Origin of the sequence: Ramlibacter aurantiacus (genome assembly GCF_016722895.1) — a bacterium.
GTDB classification, from domain to species: Bacteria; Pseudomonadota; Gammaproteobacteria; order Burkholderiales; family Burkholderiaceae_C; genus Ramlibacter; species Ramlibacter aurantiacus.
In genome coordinates, this window is the sequence record NZ_JAEQNA010000007.1 from 76,895 (window position 1) to 96,765 (window position 19,871).

Here is a 19,871-nt window from a genome sequence, read left to right on the forward strand (position 1 = left end):
GCCAGCCGGCCCACTATAGATGGGCAGGCCCGCCAAGGCGAGAGGAGAAAACAGCTGAACAAACCGCCGCGCCCGAGGGCCGGCGAGTAGGGCCGCCGCGCGGCCCTACGACCCCGATCAGCCCGTGACGACCAACTGGTTGTCCACCGAGCGCACGCCGTCCATGCGCCGTGCCAGGTCTTCCGCCTTCCGGCGCAGGGCCAGGGACTTGACTTCACCGCGCAGGCGCACGGCGCCCTTGGTGGAGTCGACGTTGATCTTGATGGCGCTCAGGTCCGGGTCAGCGGCCAGCGCAGCGTTCATGCGGGTCACGATCACCGCGTCGTCGACTGCCTGGCCGACCGAGCGGGTCTGGGAACCCGAGCCCGGGCCGCCTCCCATGCCGGCGCAGCCGACAAGTCCGAGTGTCACGACCAGTGCAACGAAAAGTGTCTTCATCTTGGATCTCCTTTGAAGTTGTTGAACACCGCAACGATAGGGCGATGCTGGGCCGGCCGGTAGGCAAAAGTCCGCGAACGAATCGGGCAGCTGTCCGACACGCGTAGGCAGGCTCCGGCAGCGCCCGGGCGCATCCTACCCCAGGCACCTCGCCGCGAATGGGCAATGGAAGGTGGCGCCGCGGCTGCCCGTCATCGCCTGCCGCAAAGGGTGCGACACGCATTTGTCATTCCTCGCAGGTAGCCTGCGGCAGGAACGGCTCGAAGGAAGTGCCTTGAGGATTTGTCCTACATACACCCGACGGTCGCTGGCTACCCTATCACCCACTTCGGCCGTACTACGCAGGTACACGTAGTCCGATACGGTCCGGATATTGCTAAGCACCTATACCGAGAACAGCGAGGAACCCCATGACATCTGCCGAATACCTGATCGAAAGCAACCACCCCTTGGCCGGACGACTGCTGGCTCTGGGCGGTGGCCGCCAAGTCCTGGTAGGCGATCGAGGCCTGGCAATCTCGTTGGCGGCCAAGAACTTCGTTCCCGGCTCCGGCCAGGAGATCCGCGTGATCCATGTACCGACCGGCGAAATCGTCTTCCGCAAGGAAGAGGCAAGTTCCGAAGCCTTTTCGGAAGACCTTTGAAGCCCGCGGCAGCCGGTCACCCGGGCCGGCTGCGCAGTGTTTTGCTCAGCAACACCACCGGCAGCAGACCCACCAGCACCAGCGCCAGAGACGGCAGGGCCGCCTCCCCCAGGCGTTCATCGCGGGCCAACTGATAAGCGACCACCGCCAGGGTGTCGGTGTTGAACGGTCTCAGCACCATCGTCGCAGGCAACTCCTTCATCACGTCCACGAACACCAGCAGTCCCGCGGCTGCCGCGGCTCGCCGCAGCAAAGGCCAATGCACCTGCGCCAGCAGGCGCAGGCCCGAGGTGCCGAGCATGCGAGCCGAGTCGTCCAGGCTGGGAGGAATCCGCGCATACCCGCTCTGCACCGACTGCAGCGCCACCGACATGAACCGCACCAGGTAGGCCCAGACCACACCCACGATGGTGCCGGTGACCCAATACGAACTCGGCACGCCAGGCGCCACCTGCTGCAACCAGCCGACCGGAAGCAGCAGTCCGACGACGATGACCGCCCCAGGCACCGCGTAGCCCAGCCCGGCCAGGCCAACGACGCCTCGGGTGATGGGATCCGGCCGGCGCCGTAACCGGTAGGCCAGCAGCAAGGCGATGGCGACCGCCAACGACGCACTGATCAAGCCGAGTCGCACACTGTTGCTCGCCCACAGGACGAACCGGTCCCACGGCAGCACCGACCAGTCCGCTGCCAGCGGGCGCAGCATGAACAGCACGGGCAGTACGAAGCCCATCAGGATCGGAAAGGCACAGATCGCCTGGGCCAGGCGTGCCGGCGCACCGCGCAGCGGCGTGGGCTGCGAATCGGAGGAGCCGGCGCGCCCGCCGCGCGCCGTGGAGAAGCGAAGCCGCCGCTGCGAACGCCATTCCAACGCCAGCAGCAACGCGACCACCGCCAACAGGCTCGTCGCCAGCTGGGCGGCAGCGATCCGGTCGTCCATCGCCAGCCACGCCTTGTAGATGCCGACACTGAAGGTCTGGATGCCGAAGTAGCTGGTCACGCCGAAGTCGGCCAGCGTCTCCATCAGCGCCAGCGCCACCCCGGCCGCCACAGCGGGTCGCGCCAGCGGCAGCGCCACGCTGCGGATGCGCCGGCCCAAAGGAGCGCCCAGCAGGCGGGCCGCCTCCATCAGGTGCGAGGCTCGTTCGCCCAGCGCCGCCCTGGCAAGCAGGTAGACGTACGGATAGAGCGCGAAGACGAACACCCAGGCCGCGCCGGGCAGGCTCCGGATCTCGGGGAAGACCCGCCCTTCGAGCCCGAAAGCCGCACGAACGCCGCTTTGCAGGGGGCCACTGAACTGCAGGAAGTCGGTATAGGCGTAAGCGACCACGTACGCCGGCACGGCCAGCGGAAGCAGCAAGGCCCACTCGAACGTGCGCCGGCCGCGGAAATCGAAGAGCGTCACGCAGGCGGCGCATGCGGTGCCGACCACGGCAACTCCGAACGCGACCACGGTGCACAGCAGCAAGCTGGTCATGGCGTACTCGGCCAGCACCGTCGACGCCATCTGGCGCAGGATGTCCGCGCTGCGCGCGTCCCACTGCAGCCAGGCGGCCAGCACGCCGCCCACAGGCACCACGATCACGAGCCCGAGCACGAGCAGCAGGAAATCCGGAAGCCGAGGCGATTGCATGAAAAACAAGTGGCCTGCGACAGCCGGTCGATGCAAATGAGAATTGTAAGCATCTAGAATCGCCTCATGCATCTCGAGCTGTCGCAGGTGTCCGTTCGCTACGCCGGTCGCGCCCACCCGGCGGTGGATGGCGTGTCCTTCGGCCTGCCGGCGGGCGGCATCGGGGTGCTCATCGGCCCCTCGGGCTGCGGCAAGACCACGCTGCTGCGGGCCATTGCCGGGCTCGAGTCGGTCAGCGCGGGCGAGATCCGCGTCTCGGGCAAGGTCGTCGGCGCCGCCGGCGTGCACCTGCCCGCCGAGGACCGCCGGATCGGCATGGTTTTCCAGGATTACGCGCTCTTTCCGCACCTGGACATCGGGCGCAATGTCGCCTTCGGCATCTCACGGCTGGGGCGTGCCGACCGGGGACGCCGGGTGGCCGAGGTGCTGGAGCTGGTCGGCCTGCCGGGTATCGAACGGCGCATGCCGCACGAGCTCTCGGGCGGCCAGCAGCAGCGCATCGCACTGGCCCGCGCGCTCGCTCCACGGCCCCAGTTGCTGCTGCTGGACGAGCCATTCTCCAACCTCGACGTCGACCTGCGCGAGCGCCTCGCCCATGAGGTCCGCGGCATCCTGAAGGCCGCGGGTGCCACGGCACTTTTCGTGACGCACGATCAACTCGAAGCCTTTGCCATCGCCGACTCCATCGGCGTGATGCACGAAGGTCACCTGCACCAGTGGGACGACGCGTACAGCCTCTATCACCGCCCGGCCACCCGCTTCGTGGCGGATTTCATCGGGCACGGCGTCTTCACCCCCGCCACCATCCGCCAGTGCGACGACAAGGTGGTGGTCGACACCCCCATCGGCCCCTTGAGCGATGTGGCCGAATGCCCCCTGCCCTGCGCGTACGCGGGCGGCGAATGTGACGTGCTGCTGCGCGCCGACGACATCCTCCACGACGACGACGCGCCCGTGAAGGCGGAGATCGTCCGCAAGGCCTTCCGCGGCTCGGAGTTCCTCTACACGCTGCGCCTGGCCAGTGGCCATACGGTGCTGGCGCATGTGCCCAGCCACCACGACCATCGGCTGGGCGAGTGGATCGGCATTCGCCCGCAGGTCGACCACGTGGTCACGTTCAACCGCAGTTGCCCCGTGCAAGGCCGTGAGCTGTGCCAGATGCCCTGCGCAGCGGCGCAGCCGCCCGCCCCGCGCGCCACGGTCGTTGCGGCGCCGGGCAGCGGCGGCGGCATCGCCCGGCCGCGCACCGCGCCGATGCCGGCGCACAGCTCGCGCAAGCCCGATTAGGCTTTCCCACGCAGCTCTGCAACCGCGTGTTGCAGCTCCTCGGCCCAGGCGCGCCGGTCGCGGCCCCCTGCGGCCTGCAAGGGGCCATAGTGCACCACCGCCACCAGGGGTTCGGCGGTGATCGTTCGCCAGGCCGAGGAGACCAGCGTGTCGTCGCCGATGAAGCACGGGATGTCGGTGCGCCGGCGGCTGGCGGCGTCGATGAAATCCAGGGCGACCGGCTGGACCGGCGACTGCGTCGAGATGGCCGCCTGCAGCAGGTTGGCATGGAAGGGCAGCACGGTGCGACCGTCGCCGGTCGCCCCCTCGGGGAACACCGCCACCACCTCGCCGGCCTGCACGCTGGCGGCAATGCGGTGCACCACCCGCATGGCGTCCCGGCGCGACTCGCGCGCGATGTAGAGCGTGCCGGCGCCGGTGGCCATGCGGCCGATGAAGGGCCAGTGGCGCACGTCGGCCTTCGAGACGAAGCGGCAGTGCCCGGCGGCCAGCAGCACCAGGATGTCCAGCCACGACAGGTGGTTGGCCACCTGCAGCACCGGCCCGGCCGCGGGCGCACCGCGCACCTCCAGCCGCACGTCCAGCGCCCGCAGCATGCGCCGGGCCCAGGCCTGCACCTCCTGCTGGCGCTGCAGCGGATCCAGGCGCGGGAATCGCAGCAGCACGGTGAGGTAGCCGGCCAGCACCCCCCACAGGGTGCGCGAAAGCCGCACGGCCGCGCGACCGGCCTTCATCGCCCCCGCCTCAGGCGCGGTCCCACTGCTCGAAGGCGACCTGGCCGCCCACGATCGTGCATCGCACCCGCCCCGGCAGCTCATAGCTGGAGAACGGGGTGTGCTTGCCCTGGCTGCGCAAGCTTGCGGGCTCCGGCTGCCAGGCCGCGGCCGGGTCGAACACGCAGACATCGCCCACGCCGCCTTCGACCAGCTGGCCGCAGCTGGCCTGCAGCGTGCGCAGGGCCGCGCCCAGCACGCGGGCCGGCTCTGAACTCACCACGGCCAAGGCTCGAGCCATGCCGGCGCCGCTGTCCTGGCCCCACTTGAGCGCGAGGCTCAGCAGCAGCTCGAGCCCCGTGGCGCCTGGCTCGGCCTCGGCGAAGGGCAAGGTCTTGGCGTCCTCCTTCACCGGGGTGTGGTCGGACACCAGGGCATCGACGGTGCCGTCGGCCAGGCCCTGGCGCAGGGCGTCGCGGTCACGCTGCTGGCGCAGCGGCGGGTTCAGGCGGGCGCGGCTGTCGAAGTAGCCGATGTCCACGTCGGTCAGGTGCAGCGAATTGACGCTCACATCGCAGGTGACGGGCAGGCCGCGCGCCTTGGCCTGGCGCACCAGCTCCACCCCGTCCGCGCTGCTCAGGCGGCACAGGTGCACGCGCGCGCCGGTGGTTTTCATCAACTCGAAAATCGTGTGCAGGGCGATGGTCTCGGCGGCTACCGGCACGCCGGCCAGGCCCAATCGGGTGGCCAGTGGCCCGCTGGCGGCGACCCCCCGACCCAGGTGCAGCTCCTGCGGGCGCAGCCAGACCGAATAGCCGAAGGTGGATGCGTACTGCAGGGCGCGCTGCAGCACCTGCGTGTTCGCCAGCGGCACCTCGGCCTGGCTGAAACCCACGCACCCCGCCTCGACCAGTTCGACCATCTCGGTCAGCACCTCGCCCTGCAAGCCGCGGGTGAGCGCACCCAGCGGGAACACGCGCGCCTGGTGCAGCTTCTCGGCGCGCATCTTGAGCATCTCCACCAGGCCGGGTTCGTCCAGCACCGGGTCGGTGTCCGGCGGGCACACCAGGCAGCTCACGCCGCCCGCGACGGCCGCGGCCATTTCGCTCTCGAGCATGCCCTCGTGCTCGTGGCCCGGTTCGCGCAGGCGGGCGGCCAGGTCCACCAGCCCCGAGGTCACGACGCAGCCGGTGGCGTCGATCACGCGGTTGGGCGCGAAATTGGCCGGGACCCGCCCCAGGCCCACGATGCGGCCGGCGGCCAGGGCCACGTCGCCGGTCTCGTCGCGCCGGCTCGCCGGGTCGATCAGGCGCCCGTTCTTGATCAGGATCTTCATGGTCAGGCTTCGTTGCCGGAGACGATGCTCATCACCGCCATGCGCACCGCGATGCCGAAGGTCACCTGCGGCAGGATCACGCTCTGGCGGCCATCCACCACGGCCGAGTCGATCTCGACGCCGCGGTTGATCGGTCCGGGATGCATCACGATGGCGTCGGGCTTGGCCAGCCGCAGCTTGTCGGGGGTGAGGCCGAAGCTCTTGAAGAACTCCTGCGACGAGGGCAGCAGCGCGCCGCTCATGCGTTCGTTCTGCAGCCGCAGCATGATCACCACGTCACAACCGCGGATGCCTTCCTCCAGGCTGTGGAACACGCGCACGCCCATGTGCGACAGGTCGCCCGGCACCAGGGTCTTGGGCCCGACCACCCGCACCTCGGCGCAGCCGAGCGTGGTGAGGGCATGGATGTCCGAACGCGCCACCCGCGAATGCAGCACGTCACCCACGATGGCGACGGTGAGCTGCGTGAAGTCTTTCTTGTAGTGGCGGATGGTGTACATGTCGAGCAGCCCCTGCGTGGGATGCGCGTGCCGGCCATCGCCGGCATTGATCACGTGCACGTGCGGCGCCACGTGCTGGGCGATCAGGTAGGGCGCGCCCGACTCGCTGTGCCGCACCACGAACATGTCGGCCGCCATGGCCGAGAGGTTGGCGATGGTGTCCAGCAGCGATTCGCCCTTGGCCGCCGACGAACGCGAGATGTCGAGGTTGATGACGTCGGCCGACAGCCGCGTCGCCGCGATCTCGAACGTGGTGCGGGTGCGGGTGCTGTTCTCGAAGAACAGGTTGAACACACTCTTGCCACGCAGCAGCGGCACCTTCTTGACTTCGCGATCGCTCACGCTCACGAAGCTCGAGGCGGTGTCCAGGATGTGGGTGATGATGTCGCGCGGCAGGCCTTCGGTGGACAGCAGGTGGATCAGCTCGCCGTTGCGATTGAGTTGCGGGTTTCGCTTGAAGAGCATGCGTCAGGCGCCTTCCACCTTGAAGCTGAACCGGCCCTGCGCATCGCGCGCGAGCTCCAGCGATTGCGCGTCCGGCAGCGACACGCGCGCAGCCGCGAAGTCCGCCTGCACCGGCAGCTCGCGCCCACCGCGATCCACCAGCACCGCCAGCTGCACGCGGGCCGGACGCCCATAGTCGAACAACTCGTTGAGCACCGCGCGGATGGTGCGGCCGGTGTAGAGCACGTCGTCGAGCAGGACGATGCGCGCGTCATTCACCTCAAAGGGCAGCAGCGTCTGCTGGCCCGCGCCCGACATGCCGCGGCGCGCGAAATCATCACGGTGCATGGCCGAGGAGATGACCCCCGGCGGACCGGACAGCCCCAGGTCCTGCTGCAGCCGCTCGGCCAGCCACGCGCCGCCCGAGGTGATGCCCACCAGGCGGGCGTCGGCCCCCATCAGGCCGCGCACGCCGCGAAGCAGCTCGCGGTACAGCGCCTCGGCGTCGAGCAGCAAGGCGCCCTCGCCTGTTCGGTTCATCCAATACTCCTCAGAAACTGTTCAAGGATCACGCAGGCGGCGCCGGCGTCGGCATCGGCCGCGCCGTCCGAGCGCGCCTCGGTCGTGCTGTAGCGCTCATCGACCTCGTACACCGGCAGGCCCAGCCGGCCATGCAGCTGGCGGGCGAACTTGCGGGCACGGGCGGTATTTTCGTGGCTGGCGCCATCGGGATGGAACGGCACCCCGACCACCAGCGCGTCGGGCTGCCACTCGCGAACCCGGGCCTCGGCTTCGTTCAGGCGCGACGCCCCTTCGGCGCGGATGGTCCGCTGGGGCGTGGCCGTGCGCATCAGCCGGTTGCCCACGGCGACTCCGGTGCGCCTGAGCCCGTAGTCGAAAGCAAGGAAGGTCTGGAAATGCGGGGGAACGTCGGGCCGGGCGGCGCTCACGGGGTGACCTCCCCCAGGCTTGCCCGCTGCGCGGGCTGCTCCTCCCCCCTGCGCAAGCGGAGGGGGCGAGCGCCTTCGGGCGGCCGGGCGGCGCTCATGCGTGCCCCGCGTCGCGCGAGAGCATCCAGCTCTCCAGACCCAGCAGCCCGAGCGCCTTCTGGTAACGCTGCTCCACCGGTGTGTCGAAGATGACGGCGGGGTCGGCTCCGACGGTGAGCCAACTGTTCTCGGCGAGCTCGGACTCGAGCTGCCCCTCGCCCCATTGCGAATACCCCAGCGAGACCAGCACCTTGCGCGGCCCGGCGCCGGTGGACAGCGCCTCCAGCACGTCCTTGGAGGTGGTCATCTCCAGGCCGCCAGGAATGGTCATGGTCGAGGCGTACACCGTTTCGTTCGGCTCGCTGCCGCCGGCATAGACCGCCTCGTGCAGCACGAAGCCCCGCTCGGTGGCGATGGGTCCGCCCTGGAACACCGGCGCGGCCATCAGGTCGTCCCGCCCCAGCGGCAGGTCCACTTTCTCGAACAAGTGCTTGAGGTTGATGTCGCTGGGCTTGTTGATCACGATGCCGAGGGCGCCGCGCGAACTGTGCTCGCACAGATAGATGACGCTGCCCGCGAAGCGGGCGTCTTCCATGCCCGGCATGGCGATCAGGAAGTGATGCGTCAGGTTGATCGCGTCGGCATCGGTTGCGGGCATGATGCGGATTTTACGCACCCCCCCTTGATCCGATGCCCCCGTCCGGCCCGCCAGACAAGCCCCACGCGGCCGGACTGATGTGGTTCCGGCGCGACCTGCGCGCCCACGACAACGTCGCGCTGGCCCAGGCCCTGCGCCACTGCGCGCGCGTGCACGCGGTCTTCGTCTTCGACCGCCCCATCCTCGACCCCTTGCCGCGCCAGGACCGGCGCGTGAGCTTCATCCGCGAATCCCTGGTGCAACTGGACGAGGCGCTGCGGACGCTGGCCGGCTCGGCGCAGGCCGGGCTGATCGTCCGCCACGCCGCCGCGGCCGACGAGGTGCCGCGCCTGGCACGCGAGCTGCGCGTGCAGGCGGTGTTCGCCAACCACGATGACGAGCCGGCCGCGCTGGCCCGCGACGCCGGGGTGCGTGCCGCGCTCACCGCGGCCGGCATCGCGCTGCACACCTTCAAGGACCACACGATCTTCGAGCGCCGCGAGGTGCTGACCCAGGCGGGCACCCCGTTCTCGGTGTTCACCCCCTACCAGCGAGCCTGGCTGGCCAAGGCGGACGATGTCGACTTCGAGCCGCATGCCGTCGAGCCGCATGCCCACGCGCTCGCGGACCGGCCCGCGACATACGGCCGGCCCGTTCCCCTGCTCAGCGAGATCGGGTTCGAGCCTGCCGCGCTGCCGATCCCGGCGGGGATCGAGGGCGCGTCCAAGCTCCTCGAGAACTTCGCCGAACGGATCGACCGCTACCACGAGCTGCGCGATTTCCCGGCGTTGCGCGGGCCCAGCTACCTCGGTGTGCACCTGCGCTTCGGCACCCTGTCGATCCGGCAGGCGGCAGGCGCGGCGCGGCAGCGCGCCGCACGGGGCAGCGCCGGCGCCGCCACCTGGCTCAAGGAGCTGATCTGGCGGGAGTTCTACTTCCAGATCCTGGCCAACTTCGCGCATGTGGCCGACGCCTCCGGCGGCAGCCACTCGTTTCGCCGTGAATACGACGCGATCGAATGGGAACGCGGCCCCGGGGCCGACGCGCTGTTCGCAGCCTGGTGCGAAGGCCGCACCGGCTACCCGCTGGTGGACGCCGCGATGCGGCAACTGGCCAGCACGGGTTACATGCACAACCGCCTGCGCATGGTGGCCGCCAGTTTCCTGTGCAAGGACCTGGGGCTGGACTGGCGCTCGGGCGAGCGCTGGTTCGCCCGCCTGCTGAACGACTTCGAACTGGCGTCGAACAACGGCGGCTGGCAGTGGGCGAGCTCCTCGGGGTGCGATGCGCAGCCCTGGTTCCGCATCTTCAACCCCGTGACGCAAAGCCGGCGATTCGACACCGACGGCCGTTTCATCCGCCGCTACGTGCCCGAGCTGGCTGGCCTGGAAGGGGCGGCGCTGCATGCCCCATGGACCGCGTCTTCCGCACAGCTTGCGCAGGCGGGTGTGCGGCTGGGCCTGGACTATCCGCGGCCGGTGGTGGACCACGCGGCCGCACGGGAGCGCACCCTGCGCCGCTACGCGGTGGTCAAGGCGGCCGCGCAGTAGCGCCGTACCAGGCCCAGCAGCTCATCTTCGGAGTACGGCTTGCCCAGGTAGTGGCGCACGCCGAGCTGGCGCGCATGCTCGCGGTGCTTTTCGGCGATGCGCGAGGTGATCATCACGATGGGCAGCTCGGCCCAGCGCACGTCGCCCCGGATGTTGCGGGCCAGGTCGAAGCCGTCCATGCGCGGCATCTCGATGTCCGACAGCACCACGGCCGGCGTCTCCTCGGCCAGCCGCTCCAATGCCTGCAAGCCATCGGCCGCCAGGGCAACGCGGTAGCCCTCGCGCTGCAGCAGGCGCTGCGTGATGCGTCGCACGGTGATGGAATCGTCCACCACCAGCACCAGGGGCACGCGGGGCGCGGCCATCGCCAGCGGCCCCGCCTCACCGGCGACCGGCTGGCCCGCGCTGAACTGCAGGGCCTGCTCCCCGTACACGGCGGCCAGCGCCACCGGGTTGTAGATCAGCACCACGGCCCCGGAGGGCAGCACCGACATGCCGGCCAGGCCCGGCAGGCGCGAGAGCTGCGGCCCCAGGTTCTTCACCACGACTTCCTGGCTGCCGAGCACTTCATCGACGTGCACCGCCACGCGGCGCGAGGCGCTTCGGAAGATCACCACCGGCAGGCTGCGGCCGGTCTCGGCGCTGCGGGCCGACGACTGCAGCAGCGCACCGCCCCAGAAGAACGGGAGTTCCTCGCCGTCGTGGATGAAGCGCGACTCGGCGTAGGCCCGCTCGAGCTCGGCCGGTCCGGCCCGGCGCACGATCTCCACCAGGTTGGCGGGCACCCCCACCGACAGCTGGCCGCTGCGCAGCATGACCACCTGCGTGACCGCCGTGGTCAGGGGCAGCACCAGCCGGAAGCTGGCACCCGCACCCGGGCGGCTGTCGATCTCGATGCGTCCGCCCAGGGCGTCGACGTCGGCCCGCACCACGTCCATGCCGATGCCGCGGCCAGCCAGTTCGGTGACGTGGGTCACGGTGCTGAAGCCTGGCGAGAAGATCAGCTGCGCGATCTCGTCGTCGCCCGGGGTGCCGTCGGCGGGGAGCAGCCCCTGTTCGACTGCGCGCTGGCGGATACGCGAGAGGTCGAGCCCGGCGCCGTCGTCGCGGAACTCGACGGACACGTCGTTGCCCTCGTGGCCCAGCACGATGCGAATCTGGCCCGTCGCGTCCTTGCCGGCCGCCGACCGGATCGCCGGCTCTTCGATGCCATGCGCCACGCAATTGCGCAGCAGATGCTCGAAGGCAGGCGTCATGCGATCGAGCACGCCGCGGTCGACTTCGATGGAGCCGCCCTCGATGTCCAGCTTGACCGGGCGCCCGGTGTCCTTGCTGGCCTGGCGGACCACCCGGTACAGCCGGTCGGCGATCGCCTCGAATTCGACCATCCGCGTGCGCAGCAGGTCGCGCTGAAGCTCACGGGTCTGACGCGCCTGCGCCGCCAGGTCGTCCTCGGTGGCCTCCACGGTGCGCTGCAGGTTGCGCTGCACGGTGCCGATGTCGTTGACCGACTCGGCCATCATGCGGGTGAGTTCCTGCATGCGGGTGAAGCGGTCGAACTCGAGCGGATCGAAGTTGGAGGTGCTGTCCTTGGCCTGTGCCAGCCGGGTCTGCATCTGCACCTCGGCCTGCAACTCCACGTCGCGCAGCTGCCCGCGAAGGCGCTCGAGATTGCCCGTGAGCTCGTGCAGGGAGGTACGCAGGCTGCGCAGTTCGTCCTCCAGCCGCGAACGGCTGATCATGACCTCGCCAGCCTGGTTCATCAGGCGATCGAGCAGGTGCGAGCGCACCCGGACCTGCTGGCTGGCCGAGACCCGCCGGGCGGCCAGCGAGGTGCTGACCGGCGCGGCCAGCCCGCCCGCCTGCGCAACCGGCGCCGGGACGGTTTCCTGCGGCTGCGCCGGCTCGGGCGGAGTTCCCGATGCCTCCACCTCCGCCGGAACATGGCTCGCGGGCACCCGCAGTTGCTCGTAGGCGGACTGCATCGCGTCGAAGCGCTGCAACAGCGGATCGATGTCGGCTTCGGTCACCGCATCGGCGCCGACCTGCTCCACCAGCGACTCCAGCCGATGCGCCATTTCGCCCAGGCGCAGCGCGCCCGCGAGGCGGGCGCTGCCCTTGAGCGTGTGCAGGCAGCGCAGCACCGCCTCTCGCGCACTGCGGTTGGTGGGACGCGCATGCCACTGGCGCAACGCACCGCCGAGCTGCGGCAGCAGTTCGGCGGCTTCTTCCTCGAAGATCGGGAAGAGGTCGCAGTCGACGGCGTCGACGGCATCGATCCCGTCGCGCTGGTCGTCGAGGCTGGCCACAACGCGCATCACCGGTGCGGCCGTGGACGGCAGCGTGGTGACCTCCGGTGCGGCCGCGGCCGGCGTGCCGGGCTCGGTGTCCAGCGCCAGGAGATCCTGGACCACGCTGAGGTCGGGCTGCTTCAAGAAGCCGGCCGCGAACTGGTGCAGCAGGCGGCGGATTTCCTCGGCCGCGCGGTTATAGACCGCACCGTGCCGTACCGAGCCGACACCCCGCGCCCGGGTCTGCACCAGGGCGTGCTCCAGCGTGCGCGCGACGCCGGACAGGGCGTGGAAGCCGATCGTGGCCGAGCTGCCCGCCAGCGAATGCGCCATGGCCACTGCGCTTTCGGGCAGTTCGGTGGTGGTTTCGAGCGCCCACTCCGACAGCTCGAGCTGCAGGCGACGAGACCACTCGTCGGCTTCGTTCAGGTAGACGTTGTAGAGGGGGATGCCGATCCGCAGCGAACCGATCACCCGCACGTGCTCCTCGGCGGGCTCGCCCGCGAAGACCTCCGGCAGGTCTGCAACCCGCGCCTCTTCAGGCATGTCGGAACTCACGGCGGGCGCAGGCTCAGAGGACTCGTCGATCGCCTGGGCGAGTTCCGGCGCCTCTGGTGCAGCGGCTGCGGTGGCCGGTAGCTCGGGCAGTTCCAGCGCCGACGGCAACGGCTCTATCGGCGGCGCCTCTTCGGCGAACGCAGCTTCGGCGAACGGAGCTTCGGCAAGAGCCTGCCCAACCCATTGTCCGGGCGGCTGCGCCACCGGCTCGGCGACCGCTTCGACAGGCTGCGGCCATGCAGGTTCCTGGTGCGCGGCTGTCCAGGCATCGAGCGCGTCGTCGTCCTGGCCTTCCGTCACCTCGAGGCCGTGCATGTCGTGCGACGACAGGCCCTCCTGGTGGAGGGTCCGTTCGACGCCGGCATCGGACAGCTTCATCTCGGCGGGTTCGTCCGCCGTCTCGGGCCAGGCAAGCGGCTCGATGCTCGCCTCGAATTCATGGAGCTCCGCCGGCTTGGCGACAGGGGTGTCGTCCAGCGGCTCGGCGCCGCCCAGCACGACCTCTTCGACCTCGCCGAATCCGTCGAAGTCGAGTACCGCCGGTTCTTCGGCCGACGGCGACGCGGGCGCGGATGCGGCGGCGTCCACCATCTCTGGCGTGTCGCTGAGCACGGCCGGCGGAGCTTCGCCCGCCCCCTCGGCCTGCTCCGGGAAGACCAGCGGCTGCAGCGGTTCGCCGCGCCGAAACGCATCGGCCGGCGTCCTGAACATCGCGGCGCGCCAGCCGGAATCGCGGCCGGCCGCGATGTCCTCGACCCATCGTCCGAATCCCGTCAAGGCGGGCGCGGCCAAGGCCAGCAGGTCTTCGCTGGCGCAGGGGTGCTCGGCCAGCCAGGCGTTGAACACCTGCTCCAGCGCCCAGGCCGCTTCGCCGAATTCGGCCAGACCGACCATGCGCGAGCTGCCCTTGAGGGTATGGAAGGCGCGGCGCACGCCCGTGAGTTCGCCCAGCTCGCCTGGCTGGCGACGCAACAAGGCCAGCGAGGCGCTGGCGCCCTGCACCACTTCGCGAGCCTCCTCCAGGAAGATCTCGAGTAGCTCGTCGTCGACCCCGGTATCCGGCGCGGCATCCGGGGCCGTGTCCGGTGTGTCGGGGGTGTCCGGCGCGGACGGCATCGTCACCTGCGCAACCGGCTGCTCGGCACTCGTCGTCGAAGCGTCGGCCGCAGGCGGCGCCGGCAGCCCGGGCCGCTGGTCCGCCGGTATCGCCGCAGGGCGCGGCACCCGCCGTTCGGCCGGCGCGGCACGCCCCATCAGCGGCCGCAGCTCGCCCACCGCCGCATCGAACACGAACAGCTTCTTGGCCAGCACGGGCTGGTAATTCAGCATGTCGATGAGGAAGCCCAGGGCGCCAAGGTTGTTGCCCAGCGTCTCGAAGCCTTCGGGCGGCTGCACGCTGCCCATCAGCAGGGCGTCGATCTCCGCCCGCATGCGCAACACGGCCTGGTCGGCCTGGTGCAGGCCGAGCACCGACAGCACGCCACGCATCTGCACCAGCCGAGCGGGGACCGCCTGGAGCGGAGCCCGCTCGTGCGGCTCGCGGAAGAAGGCGTCCAGGTCCTTCTCGATCTCGCCGAGCACGCCGCGCAGCTCGCCCACCACACTGCCCATGGTCTGGCGATCGCTGACCCGGCGATAGAGCTCCTCCATCCAGGTCTCCAGCGCCTCGGGCGAGCCGCCCTGCCGCGCGCGGTCCAGCCGCTCGGCGAGCCGCTGGGCACGCGAGCGCAGCACCGCTTCGTCCTGGTCCAGGTCCTGGAAGGCCGCATCGAGGTACAGCACCGCCGTCGCGACCTCCATGGCCAGTTCGGGCGCGGGCAACACCGTGGACTGCGTCACCTCCTCGCCGACCGCCTGCAAGGCCTTGGCCAGCCGGGCGGAGCCGGGGTGCAGCCGCACCAGCGCCTCGCCGAGCTGGCGAAAGTGATCGGCGCAGCTGCGCAGCCGCACGGGCTCGCCGCCGGCCAGCTGCGACCAGATGTCCTTGGCCGCCGCAATGCGCTTGCGCACCTGGGCCAGGCCGGCCGTGTCGAATCGGCCGAACTGCTCGCGTTCGTAGTCGACGGACGCCAGGGCTTCCAGGCCCCAGGCCCGGCGCACGGCGTGCAGCAGGGGTGCCTCGTCTGCCGAGGCCACGCCGGCCTGGCCGCAGAAGAAGACCAGGTCCTGGGCCAGGCGCTCGGAGACGCCGGGGTCGCCCTTGGCCAACTGGGCGTACTGGACCAGCACGCGCGAAGCGGCGCGCTTGACGTACAGGTCGGCCGGCAGCCGGCCCAGGGCCACCGCCTCGAAATAGGCGGCGCAAACCTGCCAGAACACCCGCGCCTGCCGCTGCGGCTGAGCCGCCGCCAGCCCCAGGGTGATTCGACTGAGCTCTAGCGCCGCCACGCTGTCGAAGGACTTGACGATGCGCAGCACGGCCTGGTCCATCCGGGACCGCAGCGCCGGCGCATAGGCCAGCGGCTGCACACCCTCGGGCAGCTCGGGATGGTGCCAGCGCCAGTCGAGCGACCACAGGTCCGCCGGGTGCACGCGCTCGGCCCCGCTGAGCGCCAGCACGTCGCGGTACTGCGGAAACAGGGCCACGGCCGACAACTGTTTACCCGCCAGCAGCGCCTCGAGGAATTCAATCAGCGCCAGACCGGCGCGTTCGATCTTGAGGAAGGCCACGTCATCGCACTGCTGCGGGCGCTGCACGAAGGCCTGCAGCGCGGCTTCCATGGCCCGCAGGACCTGCGCGGGGGCGCGCAGCCCCACCATCTCCAGGGCGCCCAACGCCTGGTGCAGGTGCTGGCGCGCGATGCGCAACTGCGCGGAGTCGACCGGCCCCTGCTCGGCCTGCTCGGCCTGGGCCTGGGCGGCCTCGCGCAGGAACCGTCGCAGCGCCGAACAAGAGGCTTCGAGCGATTTGCGCAGTTCATCCAGCACCCAGGCCAACGGACCCAGGTCGTGAATGGCGAGATCGTGTCCGGTGTCTTGGGCTTGCATGGCAGGGGACGCGCCGCGTCAGACGATCTTGAAACGCGCGACCGACTGGCGCAGCTCGTCGGCCATGCGCGAGAGCTCGCGCACCTGCTGGGCGGTCGAACGGGTGCCTTCCCCGGTCTGCTCGGTGACCGCGAAGATGTGCTGGATGCTGCCGGCCACCACGTTGGCGGAATCGGCCTCCCTGGAGGCCGAGGCCGAGATCTGCTCGATCAGCTCGGCCAACCGGCGCGAGACCTGGTCGATCTGGGTCAGGGCGGCACCGGCGTTGTCGGAGAGCTTCGCCCCCTCGACCACGCCCTGCGTGGAGCGCTCCATGGCGGCCACCGCGTCCTGGGTGTCGGTCTGGATGGTCTTGACCAGGGCCGCGATCTGGCGCGTGGCGTCGGCGGAGCGCTCGGCCAGGCGCTGCACTTCCTCGGCCACCACCGAGAAGCCGCGACCGGCTTCGCCCGCGGACGCGGCCTGGATGGCGGCGTTCAGGGCCAGCACGTTGGTCTGCTCGGTGATGTCGGAAATCAGCTCGGTGATCTCGCCGATCTCCTGCGACGACTCGCCCAGCCGCTTGATGCGCTTGGAGGTCTCCTGGATCTGGTCGCGAATGGCGTTCATGCCGCCGATGGCGTTCTGCACGGCCCGCAGCCCGGATTCGGCGGCGACCAGCGACTGGCGCGCGACCTGGGCCGACTCCTGCGCCTGGCCGGACACCTGGTTGATGCGGCTGGCCATGTCGAGCACCGACTGGCCGGTTTCCCGGATCTCGCGCAGTTGCTCGGTCGATGCGGCCAGCAGCTCGGTGGAGGTGCTCTCGACGAGTGCGGTGGTCTGCGCCACCCGGGTCGCCGTGCTCTGCACGTTGCCCACCAGCTGCCGCAGCTCCTCGACCGTGTAGTTCACCGAGTCGGCGATGGCGCCGGTGATGTCCTCGGTCACGGTCGCCTCCTGCGTGAGGTCGCCTTCGGCCACGGTCTGCAACTCGTTCATCAGCCGCAGGATCGCCGCCTGGTTGGCGTCGTTCACCCGCCGCGCTTCCTGCTGCTGCCGCTCGGCTTCCGCCTTCTGCGACTCGGCGATGCTCTGGCGGCGGCGGCTGTCCTGCAACTGCACGAAGGCCAGTCCGACCGAGCAGCCGATGGCGATGATGGCCGCGATGACGAGCGCCGCCAGCGCACCCGCACCCAGCCCGGTGTGCCCGGACAGCTCCGCCTGGAGCTCTTCCAGCGCACGGCGCAAGGGTTCGCTGTCAGCCAGCACCGCCAGCTGCGCTTCGCGGGCCGCCACCAGCCCCTGCAGGTTGTCGAGAATCGCGCCGGCCTCGGTGCGGGTGCCCTCGTAGGTGGCGATCAGGTTCTTGAGCTGCTCGCGGGCCTGCGCATCGCGCGTGGGCGGCAAGCGCAGCTCGGGGCTGCCGTCGAGCAGCCCCTGGGCGACTTCGCGGAAAGTCTTGAGGTCACGCCCCAGCAGGAACACGGCCTCCGGGCTCACACCTTCCATGGTGAGGAATTCGTTGGCCGACTTGCCGATGCGCTGGGTGAGCATGATCAGCTGGCCGGCGGAAGAGATCTCGGCCGCCGAGGCGTTCTGCTGCAGCTTGATGGACGAGACGGTTTCGCTGATCTCCAGCAGATCGGCGGTCTGGCGGTTGATGATGCGCAAGGCACTGCCGACCTGGGTCAGCACCTTTTCCTGCCCCATGATCACCCCGGCGTTGCGCTCGGCGCGTTCCATCAGCGGCATGATGGTGTCGAGGTTGCCGGCATAGCTTCCGGCCACCGGCTTGAGCCGCAGCCCGTCGTCGCCAGACTTGAGGCCCTTGACGGTGCGGGCCAGCACCTGCGCGCTCTCCTTCACGTCGGGAAAAGCCTGCGCGCTGCCCACCAGCGCCTGCGATGCCGACTTGGCCAGGCGCTGGGACTGCATCAATGATTGCCCGGTGGCGGCCACCTGCTGGGCCACCTGGTCGGCCTGGCGGACGGCCACGGCGGCCACGCCGCCCAGCACGAGCAGGCTGACCACCAGCCCGGCGAACAGCATGCGCTGGTGGGCCACCACCGTGCGCCGTCCCAGCAGCGGCACCTCGATCGGTTCGGCCGCCTCGGCCTCGAAGCCGAAGCCGGAATCGAGCGGCATGTCCTCGGGGTGGCGCCAGGTTCGCGCCGGCAGCGTCGGGTCGCTGTCGCGCACGCCCGTGCCAGCCGACGCGCCGGCCGCGGCAGGTCGCAAGAGGCTCTTGAAGGGATCGAGCAAGGCCATGGATGTCTCTTCTCTCGTTAAGCGCTGATGCTGATGAACTGCGGTTGCTGCGACAAAGCCTGCAGGTTGATTTCCTGCCAGGTCTCGCCTTGCGCGTCGGTGTAACGGCTGGCGAAGTAGGCGGGCGCGTCCGGAGCGGCCGGCTGCGACTGAACGAAACCGTCAAGCCCGCGCAGCCCGGTCAGGCGCTCGACCAGGAGGGCGCAGTTGACGTCGAGGATGGTGTTCAACGAAACCAGCCGCGACTGCAGCCTGACGTGGTCGGCCCGCTGCTGTGGCGGCTGTCCCGAGACGAAGCTGGCCAGGTCGACCACGCCCCAGAGGCCACCGCGCAGGTTGGCCACGCCGAGGAACCACGGCCGGGTGTAGGGCACCGGCTGCCAACCGGCCATGGGAAAGATCTCGCCCGATTGCGCGAGTGGCAGCAGGTAGTTGACGCCGCCCGCCTGGACGGCAAGCCAGGAGGCCTGGATCCCTTCGGAGCGGGCCGCCTGCAGGCGATCGGCCAGGCGCGCCTGGAGTTCGCGCAACGCGTCGCGATTGCCCACGGCGGACTCAGCCCAGGGCTTTGATCTTGGCGATCAGCTCGCCTGGGTCGACCGGCTTGGTGACGTAGTCGCGCGCACCCTGGCGCATGCCCCAGACGCGGTCGGTCTCCTGGTTCTTGCTGGTGCACATGATCACCGGCATGCCGGCGAACCGCGGGTCGCGCGTGATGGTGCGGGTGAGCTGGAAACCGTTCTGCCCGGGCATGACGACATCCATCAGGATGAGGTCGGGCTTGCCTTCGTCGAGGCGCCGCATGGCGTCGTCGGCATTCTCGGCGGTGCGCACCGAATAGCCGTTTCTTTGCAGCAAGTCCGTCATGAACATCAACTCGGTCTTCGAGTCGTCCACGACGAGGACGTTGGTGATGGGCATCTCAATCACTCCGGGATGGGGGAAAACTGCTGCACCGTCTGCAGCAGTTGGTCTTTGGTAAAGGGCTTGGTGAGGTAGTCCTGCGAGCCGACCATGCGACCACGCGCCTTGTCGAACACACCGTCCTTGGAGGAGAGCATCACGACCGGCACCCCGGCGAACCGTTCGTTGCGCTTGATGATCGCGCAGGTCTGGTAACCATCCAGCCGCGGCATGAGGATGTCGCAGAAGATCAGGTGGGGCTGGTACTCGCTGATCTTCGACAGGGCATCGAAGCCGTCTTCGGCGAGCATCACCTCGTGCCCCCCTTGCTTGAGAAAGATTTCGGCGCTGCGCCGAATGGTGTTGCTGTCGTCGATCACCAGCACCTTCAGGGCCGATTGAGTACTCACTGATCCCGCTCCTGTCGTCTTCTTGTCAACGGGCGCGATTCGTCACAGCGCAGCCCCGTCAAATCTGGACCATCTCGAAATCTTCCTTGCGGGCTCCACACTCGGGACAGGTCCAGTTCATCGGGACATCGGCCCACGGGGTACCTGCAGGGATACCGTGGTCTGGTGCGCCGGCCGCCTCGTCATAGATCCATCCGCAGATCAGACACATCCAGGTTTTTGCTTCGGTCACAGCTTAAAAGGGCTTCCAATAGAATGCAACGATTGTATCGACGCGCTTTCTTCGCACTCGCAAGTTGC

At 69.6% G+C, this 19,871-nt stretch carries 17 protein-coding genes; 3 read left to right on the plus strand and 14 right to left on the minus strand.

The genetic code is table 11. The annotated features are described in order from the left end of the window. Positions 1-117: 117 nt before the first annotated feature. Positions 118-438, minus strand: a complete 321-nt coding sequence (locus JI739_RS17555; RefSeq protein ID WP_201685236.1) for a BON domain-containing protein — start codon at positions 436-438, stop codon at positions 118-120. A 410-nt stretch (positions 439-848) separates the two neighbouring features. On the opposite strand from JI739_RS17555, the gene JI739_RS17560 reads away from it, so the two are divergent. Beyond that, positions 849-1,082 carry a hypothetical protein gene (locus tag JI739_RS17560; RefSeq protein ID WP_201685237.1) on the plus strand — a complete coding sequence of 78 codons (234 nt, stop codon included), beginning with the start codon at positions 849-851 and terminating at the stop codon, positions 1,080-1,082. 16 nt (positions 1,083-1,098) lie between these two features. Here the strand turns inward: JI739_RS17560 and JI739_RS17565 are convergent, their stop codons facing one another. Then, positions 1,099-2,715 (minus strand): ABC transporter permease, encoded by a 1,617-nt coding sequence (locus tag JI739_RS17565; RefSeq protein WP_201685238.1) that lies wholly within the window; start codon positions 2,713-2,715, stop codon positions 1,099-1,101. 66 nt (positions 2,716-2,781) lie between these two features. Between JI739_RS17565 and JI739_RS17570 the strand changes: the two genes are divergently transcribed. Continuing rightward, complete coding sequence (locus JI739_RS17570) at positions 2,782-4,002, plus strand: ABC transporter ATP-binding protein (protein ID WP_201685239.1); 1,221 nt, start codon at positions 2,782-2,784, stop codon at positions 4,000-4,002. Here the strand turns inward: JI739_RS17570 and JI739_RS17575 are convergent. From JI739_RS17575 to JI739_RS17600, 6 genes are all read right to left on the minus strand, one after another. Next, positions 3,999-4,736, minus strand: coding sequence for a lysophospholipid acyltransferase family protein (locus JI739_RS17575; protein ID WP_201685240.1), 738 nt, complete (start codon positions 4,734-4,736; stop codon positions 3,999-4,001). The genes JI739_RS17570 and JI739_RS17575 overlap by 4 nt on opposite strands. A gap of 10 nt (positions 4,737-4,746) precedes the next feature. Then, on the minus strand, positions 4,747-6,051 hold the full coding sequence (locus JI739_RS17580; protein ID WP_201685241.1) for a dihydroorotase: 1,305 nt from the start codon (positions 6,049-6,051) through the stop codon (positions 4,747-4,749). 2 nt (positions 6,052-6,053) lie between these two features. Then, positions 6,054-7,016 (minus strand): aspartate carbamoyltransferase catalytic subunit, encoded by a 963-nt coding sequence (locus JI739_RS17585; protein ID WP_201685242.1) that lies wholly within the window; start codon positions 7,014-7,016, stop codon positions 6,054-6,056. Positions 7,017-7,019: 3 nt separating this feature from the next. Next, positions 7,020-7,535, minus strand: a complete 516-nt coding sequence (gene pyrR / locus JI739_RS17590; RefSeq protein ID WP_201685243.1) for a bifunctional pyr operon transcriptional regulator/uracil phosphoribosyltransferase PyrR — start codon at positions 7,533-7,535, stop codon at positions 7,020-7,022. Beyond that, positions 7,532-7,945, minus strand: coding sequence for a Holliday junction resolvase RuvX (gene ruvX, locus JI739_RS17595; protein WP_201685244.1), 414 nt, complete (start codon positions 7,943-7,945; stop codon positions 7,532-7,534). The genes pyrR and ruvX overlap by 4 nt, the downstream gene beginning before the upstream one ends. A gap of 94 nt (positions 7,946-8,039) precedes the next feature. Further along, the gene (locus JI739_RS17600; RefSeq protein WP_201685245.1) at positions 8,040-8,642 is read right to left on the minus strand and encodes a YqgE/AlgH family protein; all 603 of its coding nucleotides are present in this window, start codon (positions 8,640-8,642) and stop codon (positions 8,040-8,042) included. A 32-nt stretch (positions 8,643-8,674) separates the two neighbouring features. Between JI739_RS17600 and JI739_RS17605 the strand changes: the two genes are divergently transcribed. Further along, positions 8,675-10,171: a cryptochrome/photolyase family protein gene (locus tag JI739_RS17605; RefSeq protein WP_201685246.1), complete on the plus strand. Its 1,497-nt coding sequence runs from the start codon at positions 8,675-8,677 to the stop codon at positions 10,169-10,171. Here the strand turns inward: JI739_RS17605 and JI739_RS17610 are convergent. The 6 genes from JI739_RS17610 to JI739_RS17635 all read right to left on the minus strand — a co-directional run bounded on the left by JI739_RS17610 (position 10,141) and on the right by JI739_RS17635 (position 19,782). Next, entirely contained in the window at positions 10,141-16,008 is a 5,868-nt protein-coding gene (locus tag JI739_RS17610; RefSeq protein ID WP_201685247.1) for a hybrid sensor histidine kinase/response regulator, read from the minus strand. The two genes, JI739_RS17605 and JI739_RS17610, sit on opposite strands and share 31 nt — an antisense overlap. Positions 16,009-16,026: 18 nt before the next feature. Further along, a complete protein-coding gene (locus tag JI739_RS17615; protein WP_236589851.1) occupies positions 16,027-18,135 on the minus strand; it encodes a methyl-accepting chemotaxis protein in 2,109 nt (702 codons plus the stop codon). A gap of 140 nt (positions 18,136-18,275) precedes the next feature. Next, on the minus strand, positions 18,276-18,806 hold the full coding sequence (locus tag JI739_RS17620) for a chemotaxis protein CheW (RefSeq protein ID WP_201685249.1): 531 nt from the start codon (positions 18,804-18,806) through the stop codon (positions 18,276-18,278). Between the two features lie 7 nt (positions 18,807-18,813). Next, entirely contained in the window at positions 18,814-19,179 is a 366-nt protein-coding gene (locus tag JI739_RS17625; protein WP_201685250.1) for a response regulator transcription factor, read from the minus strand. 5 nt (positions 19,180-19,184) lie between these two features. Continuing rightward, entirely contained in the window at positions 19,185-19,571 is a 387-nt protein-coding gene (locus JI739_RS17630) for a response regulator (protein WP_201685251.1), read from the minus strand. A gap of 58 nt (positions 19,572-19,629) precedes the next feature. Further along, positions 19,630-19,782: a rubredoxin gene (locus JI739_RS17635; protein ID WP_201685436.1), complete on the minus strand. Its 153-nt coding sequence runs from the start codon at positions 19,780-19,782 to the stop codon at positions 19,630-19,632. Positions 19,783-19,871: the final 89 nt, after the last annotated feature.